General features: G+C 64.3%; 20 protein-coding genes. 14 read left to right on the top strand and 6 right to left on the bottom strand.

Annotated elements, in window-relative coordinates:
* Positions 1-28: 28 nt before the first annotated feature.
* The 5 genes from Q0D31_RS04930 to Q0D31_RS04910 form a co-directional block, all read right to left on the bottom strand.
* Complete coding sequence (locus Q0D31_RS04930; protein WP_291845833.1) at positions 29-868, bottom strand: universal stress protein; 840 nt, start codon at positions 866-868, stop codon at positions 29-31.
* 77 nt (positions 869-945) lie between these two features.
* Complete coding sequence (locus tag Q0D31_RS04925) at positions 946-3,489, bottom strand: cation-translocating P-type ATPase (protein ID WP_291845831.1); 2,544 nt, start codon at positions 3,487-3,489, stop codon at positions 946-948.
* 3 nt (positions 3,490-3,492) lie between these two features.
* Complete coding sequence (locus Q0D31_RS04920) at positions 3,493-3,900, bottom strand: hypothetical protein (protein WP_291845820.1); 408 nt, start codon at positions 3,898-3,900, stop codon at positions 3,493-3,495.
* 49 nt (positions 3,901-3,949) lie between these two features.
* Complete coding sequence (locus Q0D31_RS04915; RefSeq protein WP_291845818.1) at positions 3,950-4,438, bottom strand: phage holin family protein; 489 nt, start codon at positions 4,436-4,438, stop codon at positions 3,950-3,952.
* A gap of 2 nt (positions 4,439-4,440) precedes the next feature.
* Positions 4,441-4,716, bottom strand: coding sequence for a hypothetical protein (locus Q0D31_RS04910; RefSeq protein ID WP_291845815.1), 276 nt, complete (start codon positions 4,714-4,716; stop codon positions 4,441-4,443).
* Positions 4,717-4,920: 204 nt separating this feature from the next.
* On the opposite strand from Q0D31_RS04910, the gene Q0D31_RS04905 reads away from it, so the two are divergent.
* Genes Q0D31_RS04905 through Q0D31_RS04895 form a run of 3 tightly spaced genes read left to right on the top strand, consistent with a single transcriptional unit; the run spans position 4,921 to position 7,913 of the window.
* A complete protein-coding gene (locus tag Q0D31_RS04905; protein ID WP_291846785.1) occupies positions 4,921-6,030 on the top strand; it encodes an MlaE family lipid ABC transporter permease subunit in 1,110 nt (369 codons plus the stop codon).
* A 2-nt stretch (positions 6,031-6,032) separates the two neighbouring features.
* Positions 6,033-6,806, top strand: coding sequence for an ATP-binding cassette domain-containing protein (locus Q0D31_RS04900; RefSeq protein ID WP_291845814.1), 774 nt, complete (start codon positions 6,033-6,035; stop codon positions 6,804-6,806).
* Positions 6,807-6,809: 3 nt separating this feature from the next.
* Positions 6,810-7,913, top strand: a complete 1,104-nt coding sequence (locus tag Q0D31_RS04895) for an MlaD family protein (protein WP_291845813.1) — start codon at positions 6,810-6,812, stop codon at positions 7,911-7,913.
* Between the two features lie 50 nt (positions 7,914-7,963).
* Here Q0D31_RS04895 and Q0D31_RS04890 read toward each other — a convergent pair whose 3' ends face one another.
* Positions 7,964-8,281, bottom strand: a complete 318-nt coding sequence (locus Q0D31_RS04890; RefSeq protein ID WP_291845812.1) for a cytochrome c — start codon at positions 8,279-8,281, stop codon at positions 7,964-7,966.
* A gap of 191 nt (positions 8,282-8,472) precedes the next feature.
* On the opposite strand from Q0D31_RS04890, the gene Q0D31_RS04885 reads away from it, so the two are divergent.
* The 11 genes from Q0D31_RS04885 (at position 8,473) to ccoS (ending at position 19,073) form a co-directional block, all read left to right on the top strand.
* Complete coding sequence (locus Q0D31_RS04885; protein WP_291845811.1) at positions 8,473-9,192, top strand: helix-turn-helix domain-containing protein; 720 nt, start codon at positions 8,473-8,475, stop codon at positions 9,190-9,192.
* A 91-nt stretch (positions 9,193-9,283) separates the two neighbouring features.
* Positions 9,284-9,424 carry a hypothetical protein gene (locus tag Q0D31_RS04880; protein WP_291845810.1) on the top strand — a complete coding sequence of 47 codons (141 nt, stop codon included), beginning with the start codon at positions 9,284-9,286 and terminating at the stop codon, positions 9,422-9,424.
* A gap of 47 nt (positions 9,425-9,471) precedes the next feature.
* Positions 9,472-10,806 (top strand): oxygen-independent coproporphyrinogen III oxidase, encoded by a 1,335-nt coding sequence (gene hemN / locus Q0D31_RS04875; protein WP_291845809.1) that lies wholly within the window; start codon positions 9,472-9,474, stop codon positions 10,804-10,806.
* A gap of 393 nt (positions 10,807-11,199) precedes the next feature.
* Complete coding sequence (ccoN, locus tag Q0D31_RS04870; protein ID WP_291846782.1) at positions 11,200-12,822, top strand: cytochrome-c oxidase, cbb3-type subunit I; 1,623 nt, start codon at positions 11,200-11,202, stop codon at positions 12,820-12,822.
* 11 nt (positions 12,823-12,833) lie between these two features.
* Positions 12,834-13,568 carry a cytochrome-c oxidase, cbb3-type subunit II gene (ccoO, locus tag Q0D31_RS04865; protein ID WP_291845808.1) on the top strand — a complete coding sequence of 245 codons (735 nt, stop codon included), beginning with the start codon at positions 12,834-12,836 and terminating at the stop codon, positions 13,566-13,568.
* A gap of 12 nt (positions 13,569-13,580) precedes the next feature.
* Positions 13,581-13,745 (top strand): cbb3-type cytochrome c oxidase subunit 3, encoded by a 165-nt coding sequence (locus Q0D31_RS04860; RefSeq protein WP_291845807.1) that lies wholly within the window; start codon positions 13,581-13,583, stop codon positions 13,743-13,745.
* 7 nt (positions 13,746-13,752) lie between these two features.
* The gene (ccoP, locus tag Q0D31_RS04855) at positions 13,753-14,625 is read left to right on the top strand and encodes a cytochrome-c oxidase, cbb3-type subunit III (protein ID WP_291845806.1); all 873 of its coding nucleotides are present in this window, start codon (positions 13,753-13,755) and stop codon (positions 14,623-14,625) included.
* Between the two features lie 101 nt (positions 14,626-14,726).
* On the top strand, positions 14,727-16,190 hold the full coding sequence (gene ccoG, locus Q0D31_RS04850) for a cytochrome c oxidase accessory protein CcoG (RefSeq protein ID WP_291845805.1): 1,464 nt from the start codon (positions 14,727-14,729) through the stop codon (positions 16,188-16,190).
* 16 nt (positions 16,191-16,206) lie between these two features.
* Positions 16,207-16,704: a FixH family protein gene (locus Q0D31_RS04845; RefSeq protein WP_291845804.1), complete on the top strand. Its 498-nt coding sequence runs from the start codon at positions 16,207-16,209 to the stop codon at positions 16,702-16,704.
* 12 nt (positions 16,705-16,716) lie between these two features.
* A complete protein-coding gene (locus Q0D31_RS04840; RefSeq protein WP_291845803.1) occupies positions 16,717-18,909 on the top strand; it encodes a heavy metal translocating P-type ATPase in 2,193 nt (730 codons plus the stop codon).
* The gene (gene ccoS / locus Q0D31_RS04835; RefSeq protein WP_291845802.1) at positions 18,909-19,073 is read left to right on the top strand and encodes a cbb3-type cytochrome oxidase assembly protein CcoS; all 165 of its coding nucleotides are present in this window, start codon (positions 18,909-18,911) and stop codon (positions 19,071-19,073) included. The genes Q0D31_RS04840 and ccoS overlap by 1 nt, the downstream gene beginning before the upstream one ends.
* Positions 19,074-19,169: the final 96 nt, after the last annotated feature.

Genomic DNA, 19,169 nt, shown 5'->3' with positions numbered 1-19,169 from the left:
GCGGCGTTTCAAGGCCGCTGGCGGTGTGTCAATGCGAAAACAGGATCGGGAGCGGCGGCTTCGACAACAGGCTCTTGGTTGCGCCACCCAGAACGAATTCGCGCCATCGTGAGTGCCCATAGGCGCCCATCACGAGAACGTCGACCCGGTGCGCAACGCAATAGGCCTCAAGTACCTCGCCGATCGGCCGGCCGTCGGCATCGACCTTGTCCAGCACCACATCGATCCCATGGCGCGCCAGGTTCTTGGCCAGTTCCTCCGCCGAATGCTTGCTGTCCAGCTTCTTCTCATTGGTGACGGTGACGATGCGTACCTTGCTGGCTTTTTCGAGCATGGGAATCGCGTCGGACACCGCCCGGGACGCCGCGCGGCTGAAGTCCCAGGCGACCGCAACGGTTTTGAGCTCAAACGGCCGCGGGCGGGGGCTTTCGGGCAGCACAAGGGTTGGCCGGCCCGATCCGAATATTACCGTTTCGGCATACCACTGGTCGTAGCTTTCCGGTACGGGCACGATGGTGAGGTCGCGAAGCCTGGCATAATCGACCAGCAGGTCCGGCACAGCGAAAGTCGCGCATTTCTCAAGATAGGTTTCGTGGAGAAGGCCGGCTTTCTCGGCGGCGGCGTCGAACGCAGCCAGCAGGTCTTTGGCGTTTCTGCGGCTCTTGTCGGCTTCGCGCGCGATCATTCCGGGGACATCGGCGATCGAGCCGGACAGGAAATGCCCGGGGATATCGACATGCGCCTCGCAGGCAACGGCGGCAAGGTGAGCGCCGAAAGCGGCGGCGATCGAAGCCGCGTCCTCCACCACCAGCGCCGGGGTCGGGTCGGGATAGCTGGTCAGCGTGAGCAAGATATCCTTGAATGCCATCAGATTCTCCTTTTGCGCGACACAATCTAGCGTCCTGTCGGCCGGCGCATTTGATTCATCGCAAGGGGCTGGAGGTATCAGTTCCGGGACTGGATCCAAGGGCGTAGTACCGGCTTCAGCGCTTCGAGGAGCACCAGCGCGGTTGCGCCGGCGCCGAGCGCCAGGGCGAGATCGCCGGCGTGCAGGGGCCCGAAAGTAAAGAGCCTGCTTGCCGTCGGCCAGAGCAGGACAACGGCGAGGATCGCGGCGACGACGGCAAGTACCGCCGCCAGGGTGCGGTTTGGCCGCCGCAGCGCGGTCAGCAGTGAGGCGCTGAAGGAGCGGTTGACGAGGATCAAGCTGACGAACACCGCGACGAGCGAGACGAATGCCAGCGCCCGCACTTCCGGCACTGGCATGTCGGATCGGAGCGCGATGACGTAGATGGCGGCGACGAGCGCAAAGGCCAGCGCTCCCTGCAGCGCGCTCCAGGCGACCAGCGGCCATGAGAACAGCGGCTCGTCGGGATCGCGCGGGGGTCGGCGCATGACATCGTCTTCCTCGGTTTCGGCCTCGAACACCAGCGAGCAGACCGGGTCGATCACCATTTCGAGGAACGCGATATGGATCGGCCCGAACAGGAGGGGCAGGCCGAACAGCAGCGGCAGCAGGGCCAGTCCCGCGATCGGCACGTGAACGGCGAGTATGAAGCTCATGGCCTTACGCAGATTGTCGTAGATGCGGCGGCCGAGGCGCACCGCCTTGACGATCGAGCCGAAATCGTCGTCGAGCAGCACGATCGCCGATGCCTCGCGCGCTACATCGGTGCCGCGCCCGCCCATGGCGATGCCGATATGGGCCGCCTTCAGCGAAGGGGCATCGTTGACGCCGTCGCCGGTCATGGCCACGATCTCGCCGTTCTCCTTGTAGGCGTTGACGATGCGAAGTTTCTGCTCCGGCATGATCCGGGCGAAGACGTGCGTCGTTTCCACCCGGCCGGCCAATTCCGCAGCGCTCAACTCCTCGAGTTGTTCGCCGGTGACGACTTCGCCGCGTTCGAGGCCGGCCTGATGCGCGATCGCTGTTGCGGTCGCCGGGTAGTCGCCGGTGATCATCACGGCCTTGATACCGGCCGACCGGCATTCGCGGACAGCCTCGACGACGCCAGCCCGCAGTGGATCGGCCAGGCCGACGAGTCCGAGGACCTCGAACGCCAATTCGCGCGGCGAATCCGGCCAATCGGCTCCCGCATGCGCGGCGCGCGCGACACCCAGCACGCGCAGGCCCGCGGAGGCCATCGCGTCTACCGACCGCGACAGCGCCGCGCGGTCGGCGGCGCTCAGTCTGCAAAGGGACGCGATCGCTTCAGGCGCGCCCTTGGTGGCGACGACGGATGCGTGCCGATCGCCGTTTGGCTGCCAGATATTGGTTATCGCGAGCAGGTCCGGCCGAAGGCCGTAGCTATGCACCAGCTTCCAGTCCGCATGCCGGTAGCCGGCGTCGGCCAACCGCTCGCGCGCCAGGGCATGGAATGCCTGCTCCATCGGATCGAACGGCTCCGGCGCGCTCGCGAGCAGGCCAAACTCGCCCAGCGTCCGGAACGGCGCCGGCATTTCCGTCCCGTGCTGCGGACGAAGCGCGAGACCGTCTTTCAGCCGCATCTCGACGATCGTCATCCGGTTCTCGGTCAGGGTTCCGGTCTTGTCGGTACACAGCACGGTCGCGGAGCCCAGGGTTTCGATCGCCGCCGCCCGTCGGGTGAGTACCCGCGCCAGCGAAATTCGCCACGCACCCATGGCCATGAAGACGGTGAGGACGACCGGAAACTCTTCCGGCAGCATCGACATGCCGAGCGCAACTCCGGCCAGCACGGCGTCCAGCCAGCCCCCGCGCGTGATCCCGTAAAGCAGGACCGCCAGCACGCAGACCACGCCGCCGAGGATGGCAAACAGGCGGACAAGGCGTCGGGTCTGCGCCTGCAGGCGCGGAGGCTCGATGTCCAGAGCGACCAGCGATTGGCCGATCTTGCCAATCTCGCTGCGCTGGCCGGTGGCGGTCACCTCAGCCGTTCCCGAGCCGCGCACCACCAGCGAGCCCGAGAACACCTGCGGCAGATCATCGCCTCCAGGGCGCCGAAGCCCGCTTCCCGCCCGATCGTCCCATGCGACTTTTCGCACGGGGACGGACTCTCCGGTCAGGGTGGATTCATCGACCTGCATGTCCTGGCAATGCAGAAGCACGGCGTCGGCGGCCACCCGGTCACCTTCCGAAAGAATGATCAGGTCGCCGCGCACGACGTCCCGGCCGGCGATTCGCCGGCGTCGACCGTCGCGGATGACCAACGCACGGGGACTCGTAAGGTCGCGTAACGCCTCCAGAACCCGCTCCGTGCGGCTCTCCTGCACCACGGTGATCACGATCGACATCGTCGCGAAGGCGACCAGGATGATCGCCTCCTTTAGATCTCCGAGCGCCAGGTACACGATGCCGCCGACCAGGAGCAGCGCCAGCATCGGCTCGCGCACCACCTCGATCGCTATTCGAAACGGTGTACGCCGATCGGATTGGGGGAGTTCGTTGTGTCCCTCGGCCTGCAGCCGTGCCTGTGCGTCCGCCTCGCTTAGACCGGCGAACGCCGTCATCGGTTAGAGATGTGACACTGTCGTCACCCGGTAGGTGTGCATCTTGCCGCGCTCGTTGATCGAAACGTATTCGCCGACGACGAAGCGCTCGTCCGCGAAGTGATACCCGACCTCATCGGGCTGGCTGGTTTCGCCGTCATAGTGAAAGCCCCAGCCGCCGCCCGGCCGGTGAATGAGATGGCCGTGCCGGTCCGGCTCACCCGGACGCTGGCGCGTGACCCGGCAGGCATCCTTATGTTCGCGCCATAATTTCGCGTCGATGCGGTCGTCAGCGTCGAGCGGCGCCACCAAGATATAGCCGACCTCGACATCGCCCTCGGGATGGCCGGGTTCGCGGGCGAGAGCTATCCGAATATGCCGGAACTGCTTGGGCAGGGAAGCGTTCAGGATCGGTTTCGGGCGGGTGGACATCTCTTGTGTCTCCATGATTTGCGGGCGCGCGGTCGATGTATTGTCTCGATCATTTATGTTCAGTCGGGGTACCAGCCGGAGTGGCGACCCTGGACTTCCTCAAGCTCCTGACGATGAGCGTGATCAGCGGCGACAGCACCAATGGCAGCACGTTGTTCAGGGGATGGCTGACCATGCCGGCGAAATGCGATTGCAAGGTGCGAGCCTCGTTTTGCAACGCCTCGACCGCCAGGCCGTGAATTTCAGAGGCGAGTTCGAGTTCGCGTCCCGCAGCCGGTCTTCCTGCAACCACGAACAGCACGATCGCGATCACGAAATTGACGGCGCCAAGGATCGCCGCGGCCAGGATCGCGCTCCAGATCTGCACCAGCGCGAAATAGGCCGACAGTTCCAGCATCAGCAGGCCGAAGGCTGCGATCAGCGCGGCAAACGCCCGCAGCCCGAGCCCGATCAGCATGTGCCGCATCCGGATTTCCGCGATGATGCGATCGGTTCGCCACAACGCGCGCAGTTGCCTGACGACGTTCTCGCTGTTCACCTTCAGTGCCTCCTCAGCATGAAACCAATGGCGAGGCCGAGCGCAAAGGCCGATGCCAGCGCTGCAATCGGCCGCTCCGCTATCAATTGTTCGATGTGTTCCTCTTCCTCGCCCAGGGTCTCGCCGAGTTCGCTTACGGCGGTCTTGATCTGTTCGGCGAGCGATTCGGCGTGGCTCTTGGCGGCGTCGAATACGTCATCCGTTGTCGTGTCCAGCAGGCGCGACAGTTCGCGTTTGAGCGCCTGCAACTCGGTCCCCAACTCGCCTGATCTGAACATCGCGCCCGTTCCGTCGCTGTGTAACGCAAATCCTAGGTGAGGCGGCGACACCGCTACTTGATTTGGGTCAATCCGGGCGTTGAGGGGCCGCGCCGTGGCGACGCATTGAGGCATGTCAACACGGGTACGTCGCGTGCGACCTAGGAGGAAAATCGACGCAACCGTGGAAACAGCATCTTGGCAACCGCATCCCTGTCAACGGCCATGCCATCGGGCGATACGCTTGAATTACGTCCAGTTGGATCCTGGACGGCGGCCAACGCCGCCACGCTGGAGCGGCTTTCCAACGATATTGCGCCGCAGCTCGACCGGGCCAGCTTCGTCAGGGTCGATATGGCCGGGCTGCGCGAACTCGACACGATAGGTGCCTGGCTGCTTGAGAGAATGTCGCGGCGGGCAACTGCCGCTGGTCATCGCGCCGATGTCGTCGGTATCGCCGACGACTATGCCGGGCTGATCGAGGAGGTTCGCCAGGTCAACCGCCACCCGCCGACGCCCGCCCCGGCGCGCAACCCCGTGGTGGCGAAGCTCGGCGATATCGGCCGCGGCACCATCGGCGCAGGCGATGACATCGCGGCATTCCTCCAGATGCTCGGTGCGCTGTGCGTTGCAATCATGGGCGTAATTCGCCGGCCGCGGTCGCTGCGGCTGACCTCGTTCACCTACCAACTCTACCGCGTCGGCTGGCAGGCGATACCCATCGTCGTGCTGATCACCTTTCTGATCGGCGCCATCATCGCCCAGCAGGGCATTTTCCATTTCCGCAAGTTCGGCGCCGATTCCTACGTCGTCGACATGGTTGGAATCCTTGTGCTGCGCGAACTCGGCGTGCTGATCGTCGCCATCATGGTTGCCGGCCGCTCGGGCAGCGCCTACACCGCCGAACTCGGCTCGATGAAGATGCGCGAGGAGATCGACGCGCTCTCGACCATGGGGCTGGACCCGATCGAGGTCCTGATGCTGCCCCGGATCCTGGCGCTGGTCTGCGCGCTGCCGATCCTGAGCTTCATCGGCTCGATGGCGGCGCTCTACGGCGGCGGCCTTGTCGCCTGGGCCTACGGCGGCATGGAGCCGGCGATCTTTATCGCGCGGCTGCACGACGCCGTCTCCGTCACCCATTTCCAGGTCGGAATCATCAAGGCGCCGTTCATGGCGCTGGTGATCGGCATCGTCGCCTGCAGCGAAGGGCTTCGGGTCAAGGGCAGCGCGGAATCGCTCGGCAAGCAGACCACCACCTCGGTAGTCAAGTCGATCTTCCTGGTGATCGTGCTCGACGGGCTGTTTGCCGTGTTCTTTGCCTCGATCGGAATGTAGCGATGCTGGACACGGGCGGGCAAATTGCCATTCGCGTGCGCGATCTCGTAGTCGGCTTCCGCCGCCATGTCGTGATTGATCGCCTCGCTTTGGATGTTCGCAAAGGCGAGATCCTTGGCCTGGTTGGCGCTTCCGGCGGCGGCAAGTCGGTACTGATGCGGACCATCATCGGACTGATCCCCCGGCAGGGCGGCGAGATCGAGGTGATGGGCGCGCCGATCAACCATGACCGCGCCACCCGAGACGCGGCCGGGCGCTGGGGCATCCTGTTCCAGCAAGGCGCGCTGTTCTCGTCGCTCACGGCGCGGCAGAACATCCAGTTTCCCCTGCGTGAGAATCTCGTGCTATCGGACGCGCTGATGGACGAGATCGCCACCGCCAAGCTCGAGATGGTCGGGCTCACGCCGGAGGACGGCGACAAGTTTCCGTCCGAACTGTCCGGCGGCATGACCAAGCGGGTGGCGCTGGCCCGCGCGCTGGCGCTCGACCCCGCGATCGTATTTCTCGACGAGCCGACCTCGGGGCTGGATCCTATCGCCGCCGGCGATTTCGACACGCTGATCAAGACATTGCAGAAAACGCTGGGGTTGACCGTGTTCATGGTGACCCATGATCTTGCCAGCCTCAACACCGTTTGTGACCGCGTCGCCGCGCTGGCCGACGGCAGGATCGTTGCCATCGGACCGATGCGCGAATTGCTGCAATCCGGGCATCCCTGGGTCCGGGCCTATTTTCACGGCAAGCGCTCCCAGATGCTGCAACCCAAGGCGAGTTGAAAGATGGAAACCCGCGCTCCCTTCGTCGTCGTCGGCGCCTTCGTGCTGGCCGCCATCGTCGCCGTGTTCGGCTTCGTCTACTGGCTGCAGAACACCGGCGGGCTCGGCCCGCGCACGACCTATCGCGTGCAGTTCGAGGGTTCAGTGCCCGGGCTGCTGGTTGGCGCCGCGGTGCTGTTCAACGGCATCCGGGTCGGCGAAGTGACCGATCTCGGTCTCGCGCCCGGCAATCCGCGCGGCGTCCATGCGAGCATCTCGGTCGCTGCGGCGACGCCGGTTCGGGCCGACACCAAGGTCGGCCTGGAGTTTCAGGGCCTGACCGGGGTGCCCGTGATCGCGCTCGAAGGCGGCATTCTGGTCGCAAAGGACGGCGAGGTGCCGACGCTGGTTGCCGAGCCGGGTGCGGGGCAGGGCATGACGCAAGCCGCGCGCGATGCGTTGCGCAAGGTGGATTCGGTGCTGGCGGAGAATTCAGGGGCATTGAAGGAAACCATTTCCAACTTCAAGGTGTTCTCGGAGGGTCTCGCCCGCAACACCGGCAAGCTGGACGGCATCGTCGCCGGCCTCGAGCGCATGACCGGCGTGACCGGCCCGCCGCCGAAAGTTACCTATGATCTGGCGGCGCTGCGGGATGCCGGTCCTGTCGGCAAGATCATCAATGTGCAGTGGGCGATCCCGGAGCCAACGGCGGTGGCGATGCTGGAGACGCAGCGTTTCCTGTTCTCGCCGGCGCAGGAACACCCGGGATTCGCCGAAGCGATGTGGGCTGACGCGCTGCCGAAACTGATCCAGGCGCGGCTGATCGAAAGCTTCGAGAATTACGACATCGCGCATGCGCCGTTGCGTATGGCCGATATCGGCCAGATCGAATTTCAGCTCCTGATCGATGTCCGGCGGTTTCGTATCGCGGTCGAACCTGGGCCCGCCGCCGAAATCGGCCTGTCGGCCAGGATCGTCGACAAGAACGGCAAGGTCGTCGCCTCGCGGCGGTTTGAGGAAAACGAAAGGTTCGCCTCCCTCGCGCCGGCGGAAGCCGTCGCGGCGTTCAGCGCGGCGTTCGGCCGGATTGCCAAAGACATGATCGCCTGGACGGTGCAGGTCTACTAGAGGAGGGGCGCGCTATTGGTCGCGCGGCGCGCCAGACCGCCGCGATCCGCCTATTCGAGGGTCTTCAGATACGCCAGCAGATCGCCGATCTGATCCGGTTCGAGCTGGAAGGCGGGCATCGTGGGGTGCCCGGTATACATGCCTTCGGCCAGCGCCTCCGCGATGGTCTCGATCGGGTAACGCTTGTGCAGGATACGGAAGGGCGGTGCGATCTTGAGCGGGCTCGGCGAAACCCTGTCGACCGAATGGCATCGCGCGCAGTTGTTCAGCGCGAAGGTCTTGCCGCGCTGCTGTTGGGGTGAGGCCGCCACACCCGGCGTCGCAGCGGCCAGCGCAAACGCCAGCGCCACCAGAATTCGTCCAATCATAGCGGCGCCAACTCCATGGAGAAACGTGGCCTCCCGAACAGAATCCACGATGAGGCTTTAATCGTCGCCGAACTTGATCTGGATCAACCGGCGACCGCTGGAACCACTACCATGAAATATGTCTCCGCGCTGGCGTACCCATCAAGGGCCTGGAGATATGGCGGCCATTCCGCCGTCGAGCAGGCGCTGCAATGATACGCACCATCTCTGCGAAACCAAATCGTGCGAATTCTGGCCGTTGCGCGGCCTGTGCCGTTCGGTCGTTGAGCATTTGTGGCGCACTCGATCAGTCCGACCTCGCCGAGTTCGAACGAATCTCTCGCCACGTCCGTCTCGGCCCTCGGGAGGGACTCTTTGCGGCAGGGCAAGCCGCCAGTTCCGTTCACAATCTGACCGAGGGCGTGGCGCGTCTGTATAAACTGCTGCCGGACGGCCGGCGGCAGGTGATTGGCTTTGCGTTGCCGGGAGATTTTCTCGGCCTGGCGCCTTCCGATCGCTACAGTTTTTCGGCGGACGCGATCGATTCCGTGTCGGTGTGCCGTCTCTCCAGGGAGGCGTTCACGCATTTCATCGGACAGCGGCCACATTTTCTGATCCGGATCAACGAATTCGCAGCCCGTGAACTCATGCTGGCGCAGGAACAGATGCTGCTGTTGGGCCGGCGAACGGCGGAGGAGAAGGTTGCAGCCTTCCTTGTTGTCTGGCGCGAACGCCTGAAACAGATCGACGACGACCGGCAGACCATCGCGCTGCCGATGAGCCGGCAGGACATCGCCGACTATCTCGGATTGACGATCGAAACCGTGAGCCGGACGCTGACCCGGTTCGAGCGTGAAGAGATGCTCGTGATTGTCGCCGGCGGCGTCCGCCTGCTGGACCCGGCCCGGGCTGAAGCGATGGCGGCAGCGTAACAAATCTGGCAAAGCCGCGGTCTGGTTGATTCAGGTCAAAGCCGAGAGGTCGGCGCGCGGGCATGGTTATCCCACAGAGGAGACCAGAACCATGCCGATCGATTCGTTGATTCTTTCCGTCTGTGTCGTTGCCATGTTCGCGGTGTTTGCCGGGGTGTTGATCTGGGCCGATCTGCAGACCCGCCCGAACCGGCTGGCCGGGCCGTCCACGGCGAAACGCCGGGCGTTCTGATTCATGGCGTTTCCCGGCGGAGCCGTCCGCCGCAAGAGGACGTCGCCGTGAATGATATCGTCCGCCGTTACGCCAGACTTCAAGTTCCGCGGTACACGTCCTATCCAACGGCCGCCGAGTTCACGGCTGACGTCGCTGCGATCGACCAGCGGCAGTGGCTGGAGAATGTCGACACGGCGGAAGCCGTCTCGGTCTATCTGCACGTGCCGTACTGCCGTGATCTGTGCCTTTACTGCGGCTGCAATACCAAGAAGGCGTTGCGTGACGACGTCATCGCGGCCTATCGGGGCGCGCTTGTGCATGAGGTCGCCCTTGTCAGCGACATCTTGCCGGCGCCGATGCGCATCGCCCGGCTGCACTGGGGCGGCGGCACCCCGAGTATCCTTGGAGTGGACGGGCTCGCCTCGGTCATGCAGGTTCTGCGCGACCGCTTCGTTTTCGAGGCCGATCATGAACTCGCCATCGAACTCGATCCGAGATATGTAACCGAGGACCTGGCGAACGGGCTGGGGCGACTCGGCGTCAACCGCGCCAGTCTTGGCGTGCAGGATGTCAATCCGCTGGTGCAAGCCGCGATCGGCCGCTGCCAACCGATGCATGATGTCGAAACCGCCGTCGCGCGCCTGCGCCGCGCAGGCATTCTGAATCTGAATTTCGACTTGATCTACGGCCTTCCGCTGCAGACCACCGCCTCGCTTCGCAAGACCTGCGCGATCGTGGCGGCGCTGTCGCCGGATCGCATCGCCTGCTACGGCTATGCCCACATGCCGCACCTGAAGGCCAACCAGCGGCGAATTGACGAGCGCGCGCTTCCCGACGCCGATCAACGCTTGGATCAGGCCGGGATCATCGCCGATGAGTTCATTGGTCGTGGCTTCCAGAAAATCGGCATCGATCATTTTGCCAGGTCCTCCGACGCGCTCGCCCGCGCCGCGGCGTCGGGGCGGCTTCATCGCAATTTCCAAGGTTATACCGACGATGGGACGAGAAACCTGATCGGCTTCGGCGCGTCGTCCATCTCCATGTTTAAGGACGGATATGTCCAGAATATCTCGGACGTCCCGAGCTATGTTCGCGCGATCTCGTCCGGTCGTCTCGCAGCGTCGCGCGGCTGTCGCCTGGATGCGGCTGAGCGGCAGCGCGCCCGCACCATTGAAAGCCTGATGTGCAGCTTTCACGCCGATCTCGACATCACTGCACCGGACCTCTCATTCGACGAGGAGTTCGCGTTGCTCCAGCCGCTGGCCCGCGATGGCCTGGTCCGGATCGAGGATCGGGTCGTGACGGCCACCGAGGCGGGCCGTTCGCTTGTTCGCGTCATCGCAGCGGTGTTCGATCCCCACACCCGCGTCAACGCCGCGCGCTTCAGCAAGGCGGTCTGACAGGTTGGTCACGTTGATCCACGTCAAGACATGGGCGCCAGCTTGCGGTTTGTGAATCACTGTTGCGAGGCGTCCGTGCGATGACGTGCTCCGTCCAGCCGGCCCCGTGGACACACGTCCTGAAGCGCGTGACGCTTCTACATGCGACGTCGGTAACCGACCGGCATCCGTGCGGGCCGGCGGAAATCCGCGGAAACGGCTACTGCCGATGGGTCCGTACTGTTGCCGAATCGTCTCACCGGCCGATTTCTGGCCGGTGATTTTCCCCAATCAAGATTCAAACCAGGGAACTTTTGACTTCGATCAAATCGCGGTTCGCTAAGCCGTGATCATGGTGCGGTGCACATGAAGAAGAGAAGCCCGCGCATGACCCCATCTCAGACCGCAAAATCGATGACGCACGGCGAGGCCGGTCTGGTGCTGGTCTTCGCGCTGTCCGCGCTGCTGTGCCTGTTCGCCGCCGCCAAGGCGCTGGATTCGGCGTTCGCCTTTCACGCCCTGCTGTCGAGCGCCGCCAGCCTGGCCGCCGTCATTGTCATCGCAAACCGGTATTTCGCCCGGCCCGCGGGGGTGACGCCACAGGAAATCAACGGCCGGCCCAACTACAATATGGGCCCGGTCAAATTCGCAGCCGTCATGTCGGTGGTCTGGGGTATCGCCGGATTTACGGTCGGGCTCGTGATCGCCCTGCAACTGGCATGGCCCGCGCTCAATCTCGACCTGCCATGGACGAGCTTCGGCCGGCTGCGGCCGCTGCATACCTCCGCCGTCATCTTTGCGTTCGGCGGCAACGTGCTGATCGCAACCTCGTTCTACGTGGTGCAGAAGACCTGCCGCGCGCGGCTGGCGGGCGACCTCGCGCCCTGGTTCGTCGTCGTCGGCTACAACTATTTCATCCTGGTTGCCGGCACCGGCTACCTGCTCGGCGTGACCCAATCCAAGGAGTATGCCGAGCCGGAGTGGTACGCCGACCTGTGGCTGACGATCGTCTGGGTGGCCTATCTGCTGGTCTTCCTCGTGACCATCATCAAGCGGAAAGAGCCGCATATCTTTGTCGCCAACTGGTTCTATCTCGCCTTCATCGTCACCATCGCCGTACTTCATCTCGGCAACAATCCCGCGTTGCCGGTATCGGTGTTCGGCTCGAAATCCTACATCGCCTGGGGCGGCGTCCAGGACGCCATGTTCCAATGGTGGTACGGGCACAACGCGGTCGGCTTCTTCCTGACTGCCGGCTTCCTCGCCATCATGTACTACTTCATTCCAAAGCGCGCCGAGCGGCCGATCTATTCCTACCGGCTGTCGATCATCCATTTCTGGGCGCTGATCTTTCTCTACATCTGGGCTGGACCGCACCATCTGCACTACACCGCGCTGCCGGACTGGGCGCAGACGCTTGGCATGACCTTCTCCATCATGCTGTGGATGCCGTCCTGGGGCGGCATGATCAACGGCCTGATGACGCTGTCGGGCGCCTGGGACAAGCTTCGCACCGACCCCGTGCTGCGCATGCTGGTGGTGTCGGTCGCCTTCTACGGCATGTCGACCTTCGAGGGGCCGATGATGTCGATCAAGGTCGTGAACTCGCTCAGCCACTACACCGACTGGACCATCGGCCACGTGCATTCGGGGGCGCTGGGCTGGGTCGGATTCGTTTCGTTCGGCGCGCTGTACTGCATGGTCCCGTGGCTGTGGGATCGCAAGGGCCTCTACAGCTTGAAGCTGGTCAACTGGCACTTCTGGGTCTCGACCATCGGCATCGTGCTCTACATCTCGGCGATGTGGGTGTCGGGCATATTGCAGGGCCTGATGTGGCGCGCCTACACCTCGCTCGGTTTCCTCGAATACTCCTTCATCGAGACCGTGGAAGCGATGCATCCGTTCTACATCATTCGCGCCGCGGGCGGCGCGCTGTTCCTGATCGGAGCGTTGATCATGGCCTATAATCTCTGGATGACGGTGCGCGTCGGCGAGGCGGAAGTGCAATCGCCGGTCGCCCTTCAGCCGGCGGAATGAGGAGCGATCGGATGTCCTTCTGGACCAGGCACCAAATCTTCGAGAAGAATTCGATCATCCTGGTCGCGGGGATTCTCGTGGTCATCGCGATCGGCGGACTCGTCGAGATCACCCCGCTGTTCTATCTCAAGAGCACCATCGAAAAGGTCGAGGGCATCAGGCCGTACACGCCGCTGGAGCTTGCCGGGCGCAACGTCTATGTCCGCGAGGGCTGTTATCTCTGCCATTCGCAGATGGTCCGGCCGCTGCGCGATGAAGTCGAGCGCTACGGCCACTACTCGCTCGCGGCCGAGAGCATGTACGACCATCCGTTCCAGTGGGGGTCCAAGCGTACCGGTCCCGATCTGGCGCGTGTCGGCGGCAAGTATTCGGATGAATGGCATGTCACGCATCTGATCAACCCGCGCGCCATCGTGCCGCAATCGATCATGCCGGGTTACGCCTTCCTGTCCCGGGCGGAAATCGTGGAAGCGGAGGTCGCGGCTCACCTGCGCGCCAGCCGCGCCGTCGGCGTGCCGTATTCGGACGACCAGATCGCCAATGCCGCCGCCGATCTCAGGGCGCAGGCCGACCCTGACAATGCCGGCGTGGACGCGTTCACCAAGCGCTATCCGAAAGCGGTCGCGCGCAACTTCGATGGCAAGCCCGGAACGCCCACCGAAATGGATGCGCTGGTCGCCTACCTGCAGATGCTCGGCACGCTGGTCGATTTCAAGCTCTACAACGAAAAAGCAAATCTTCGCTGAGAAGGCAGAACGATGAAAGCAATTCTCACTGTCCACAATATTGCGTCGGACGTCGTCACCTCGTTCTGGACACCGGCCTTTGTCGCAATCTTCATCGCCATCGTGGTCTACGCCCTCTGGCCGCGCAACCAGGCCGCCTTTGACGAGGCTGCCAGAATGCCCTTGCGCGAGGAGTGAGGCAATCATGACCGAACACCCCGATATTGACCAGGTTTCTGGAAGAACGACCACCGGCCATGAGTGGGACGGCATCAAGGAACTCAACACGCCGCTGCCGCGCTGGTGGGTGATCACCTTTTACGCGACCATCGTCTGGGCGATCGGCTACTGGATCGTGTATCCGGCCTGGCCATTGCTGTGGAGCCATACGACCGGAATATGGAACTACTCGACCCGCGCGGAAGTCGCGACCGAGCTTGCCAATCTGGAGAAGGTCCGCGGCGACAAGATGGTGGCGCTGGGTGCGGCGCCACTGGCTGACATCGCCAGGGATCCGGCCTTGCTCGCCTTGGCCCGTGCCCGCGGCAAGACCGTGTTCGGCGACAATTGCGCACCCTGCCACGGCACTGGTGGCGCCGGCGCCAAGGGCTATCCCAATCTGAACGACGACGAATGGCTGTGGGGTGGCAGCCTTGACCGGATCATGCAGACGATTCAGTTCGGCATTCGTTCCGGCCATCCGAAGGCGCATGAGAGCGTCATGTTGGGCTTCGGCAAAGAGGGCGTTCTCAAGAGGGACGAAATCGTGACCGTCGCCAACTACGTCCGCTCGCTGTCGGGCCTGTTGACGGCTGCGGGATACGACGCGGCGGTCGGCAAGAAAATCTTCGCCGACCAATGCGTCTCGTGCCATGGCGACAACGGCAAGGGAAACCAGGACCTCGGCTCGCCCGATCTTACCGACAAGATCTGGCTCTACGGCGCGGACGAGGCGACGCTGGTCGAGACGATCGGCAACGGCCGCGCTGGCGTCATGCCTGGCTGGGTCAACCGTCTCGATCCTTCGACGATCAAGGCGCTGACGGTCTACGTCCACTCGCTTGGCGGAGGCAAATAGCGCGGACCGAACCCAGGCCTGGCCGGGTCCGGATTGAGGTGGATCAAACGCGGTCGCGGAGCCGGGCCTACAGTGAACATGGCACCAGATCAACTCCGGCGATGAACAGGCCCGTGACTCCAACCGAACTGCAGCTTCAGGACGATGGGCCGCTTTATGTGGCCCAGAAGAAGGTCTATCCGCAGAGCGTTTCCGGAACCTTCCGCCGCACCAAATGGGGCCTGATGGCGCTTTGCCTCGGCGTCTATTATCTGCTGCCATTCGTGCGATGGAACCGCGGCCTGGGCGCCCCGGACCAGGCGGTGCTGATCGATCTGCCGAACAGCCGATTCTACTTCTTCTTCATCGAGCTGTGGCCGCAGGAAGTCTATTACTTCACCGGCCTGCTGATCGTCGCCGCGCTGACGCTGTTCCTGATGAACGCGGTGGGTGGTCGCATCTGGTGCGGCTATCTCTGTCCCCAAACGGTCTGGACCGACCTGTTCTACGCGGTCGAGCGGATGATAGAGGGCGACCGCCGCGAGCGCATGCGCAAGGATGCGGCCAAGGGCGCGATGAAGCTGGAGCGATACGCCGAGATCGCGCTCAAGCATGCGATCTGGCTGATGATCGCGTGGTGGACCGGCGGCGCCTGGGTGCTGTATTTCAACGATGCGCCGACGCTGGTGAAGCAGCTTGTCACCTTCCAGGCGCCTGCTGTCGCCTATATCTGGATCGGAATCCTGACGGCCACGACCTATCTCCTGGCCGGCTTTATGCGCGAGCAGGTCTGCGTTTACATGTGCCCGTGGCCGCGCATCCAGGCCGCGCTCACCGACGAATGGGCGCTGAACGTCACCTACAAGTACGATCGCGGCGAGAAGCGGACGTCGCTGAAGAAGGCGAACGAGCTGCGCGCGCTAGGCAAACCCGTCGGCGACTGCATCGATTGCTATCAATGCGTCGCAGTGTGCCCGACCGGCATCGATATCCGCGATGGTTCGCAGCTCGGCTGCATCCAGTGCGGCCTTTGCATCGACGCCTGCGACAGTGTGATGACCCGGATCGGGCGAGAAACCCGCCTGATCGGATACGACAACGATATCAACATCCACCGGCGGCGGGAAGGCAAGCCGCCGATCTATCGCATCGTGCGGCCGCGCACCGTTGCCTATGTCGTGATGATCGCCGCCGTGGGGGCAATCATGCTCTACGCGTTGCTGAACCGGACGCTGCTGGACATCAGCGTGTTGCATGATCGCAATCCGCTCGCGGTGAAGCTGAGCGACGGCTCGATTCGCAACGCCTACACGGTACGCCTCCTGAACAAGCGGGGCTTCGATCGCGTCATCGCGATCGACATGGATGGCCCGGTCAACGCCACGCTCCACGTCGTCGGCGCCGATTCCGTCACCAAGGATCGCCCGATGATCGTTCTGCCGCGGGACACCACCACGGAGTTGCGGCTGCTGGTGACGGCGCCGGCGGAAAGCAATGCCGCCAAATCCGTTCCGGTACGTTTCCGCGTTACCGATATCGGGCTGGGCGAAGTCGCCTCGGCCACCGATCATTTCGTGTCGCCATGAGATACGGAGCGTTGACATGAGCCAGATGCAGTTGCCGCGGCCGCTGACCGGTGGCCGGGTATTCCTGATGTTGGTGGCGTTCTTCGCCGTCGTGATCGGGGTCAATCTCGTCATGATGCGGCTGGCGATCCAGACCCTGCCGGGCACGGAGGTCGACAGCGCCTACAGCGCCAGCCTCGCCTATGCCAGGGAGATTGCGACGGCCCGCGACCAGAGTGCGCGCAACTGGAAGGTCGATGCCCGCGTCGAGCGGAGCGGGCAAAGCGGCGCGACGCTACGGGTCGAGGCGCGCGACAGCGACGGCCGCCCGATGTCCGGCCTGACGTTTCAGGGCCGGTTCGAGCGGCCGACCGACCGGCGCGCCGATCTTCCGGTGGAGCTTTCCGAAGTGGGGATCGGCATCTATCGCGGAAGTGCGGCGGCGATCGCGCCTGGCCAATGGGACCTGGTGCTGAAAGGCGCCGCGGCGGGCCAGCGATTGTTCCTTTCGAAAAATCGCGTGCTGTTGAACTAGAGGGGCCTCACCATGCAGGCGACGCGAGATTTTTCCCACTATGTCCGCCATCTCGGACCGGGCCTGTCGCATATCGATCTGGCGGTGGAGGGCGTCAGTTGCGCCGGCTGCATGTCGAAGATCGAGCGCGGCCTTTCCGCGCTTCCTGACGTGACGCTGGCGCGGGTCAATCTGACCGATCGCCGTGTGGCGCTGGAGTGGAAGGGGAGCGCGCTCGACCCCTCGCGTTTCATCGACCGGCTGGCAGAGCTTGGCTACAAGGCCTATCCGTTCGAGCCGGTGCGCGCCGAGGCGGTCGAGACCGAGCAGGCGGCCTTTCTCCTGCGCTGCCTCGGCGTCGCCGCCTTTGCCGCGATGAACGTGATGATGCTGTCGATCCCGGTCTGGTCCGGCAATGTCGGCGACATGATCCCGGAGCAGCGCGATTTCTTCCACTGGTTGTCGGCGCTCATTGCATTGCCGGCGGCAGCGTATTCGGGGCAGCCGTTCTTCATTTCGGCCTTCCGCGCCTTGCGGGCGCGCCGCACCAACATGGATGTTCCGATTAGCATCGGCATCGTGCTGGCGCTGGCGATGTCGGTGGTGGAAACGATCCACCACGCCGAGCATGCCTATTTCGACGCCGCGCTGATGCTGCTCGCTTTCCTGCTGGCCGGCCGCTACCTCGACCAGAGCATGCGCCGCAAGACGCGCGCGGTGGCCGGAAACCTGGCGGCGTTGAAGGCGGAGACGGCGACGAAGTACATCGGCGCCGACGAAATATGCGTGGTGCCGATTGCTGCGGTGCAGGCCGGCGATATCGTCCTGCTGCGCCCCGGCGAGCGGTCCGCTGTCGACGGCACGGTGATCGAGGGACAGTCGAAGATCGACCAGAGCCTGATCACCGGCGAAACCCTGCCGGTAAAGGCAGGGCCGGGTGCGGCCGTCTATGCGGGGACGCTCAACCTTTCCGGCGCGTTGCGGGTGCGGGTGGCGGCGGCCTCCGAAGCCACGTTGCTGGCGGAGATCGGCCGGCTGCTCGACAACGCCGTGCAGGCGCGGTCGCGCTATGTGCAACTCGCCGACCGGGCGTCGCGGCTCTATGCCCCGGTCGTGCATGCGGCGGCGCTCGTGACCATGCTGGGCTGGGTCGCATGGGGCGCGAGCTGGCATGACGCCATCGTCACCGCGATATCGGTTCTCATCATCACCTGCCCCTGTGCGCTTGGCCTGGCAATCCCCGCGGTGCAGACCGTGGTGTCTGGCGCCATGTTCCGATCAGGCGTGCTGCTCAATTCCGGCGACGCCATCGAGCGTCTGGCGGTGGTCGACCGCGTCGTGTTCGACAAGACAGGCACGCTGACCTTGCCGGAGCTCGACGTCACCAATGCGTCGAGCGTTCCGCCTGATGTGTTCGAACTCGCCGGTCGGTTGGCGCTTGCCAGCCATCACCCCGTCGCGGCCGCGGTGGCTCGCGCTGCCGGAGCGAGGGCGCCGTTGGAGGGGGTCGAGGAGGTGGCGGGCGAGGGGGTGCGCGGACGGGTCAACGGGTTGGAAGTTCGGCTCGGCAGGCCGTCATTCTGCGGTGCGGAGCTGATCGCCGACGAGACTCTGCGCCGTGATCCGGAGGCGTCCGTGGTTGCCTTTAGGCACGGCGACGCGCGGCATGTTTTCGCCGTGCGGCAGCGTTTGCGCGTCGATGCGGCAGGCGCGATCGCCACCTTGCTCAAGGCCGGCATCAAGGTCGAGATACTGTCCGGTGATCGCGAGCCCGCCGTGCGCGAGGCCGCCCGGTCACTCGGCATTGATGAATGGCGTGCCGGCGTGACGCCGGCCGAAAAGATCGCGCGGATCGAGGAGTTGAAGCGTCAGGGGGCCAAGGTCCTGATGGTGGGCGATGGCATGAACGACGCGCCGGCGCTGGCCGCGGCGCACGTTTCGATGTCGCCGGTCAGCGCGACCCATCTGAGCCAGGCCACCGCCGACCTGGTATTCCTCGGCGACCGCCTCGCACCCGTCGTCACCGCGATCGGTTTCGCGCGCAAGGCGCTGCTCCTGATGCGGCAGAACCTGTGGCTGGCCGCGGGCTACAATGTGCTGGCGGTGCCGTTGGCGGTTGCGGGCCTGGCGACGCCGCTGGTCGCGGCGGCGGCGATGTCGGGTTCGTCGCTGCTGGTGATATTGAACGCGCTTCGCGCGCACCGCGGCGCGCGGGAGTTCGGCTGATGGAAGTTCTGGTATTTCTGGTCCCACTGGCGCTGGCGCTCGGTCTTCTCGGCCTGACGGCATTTCTCTGGTCGCTCAAGAACGGCCAGTACGACGACCTCGATGGCGCGGGCTGGCGGGCGATCGCCGACGATGAACCTGCTCCGGACAAGCCGGCGCCGTAGGCGGGATTGATGGTGTTCGGGGCCGGGTTCTCGCCGGCTGCCGGGCGAAAAAGCATTGCGCTATGCTCGTTCGTCGGGCACCCCGCTACAGTCCCC

Source organism: Bradyrhizobium sp., from assembly GCF_022844465.1.
Classification (GTDB): domain Bacteria; phylum Pseudomonadota; class Alphaproteobacteria; order Rhizobiales; family Xanthobacteraceae; genus Bradyrhizobium.
This window is presented reverse-complemented; position numbering and strand designations above follow the sequence as displayed.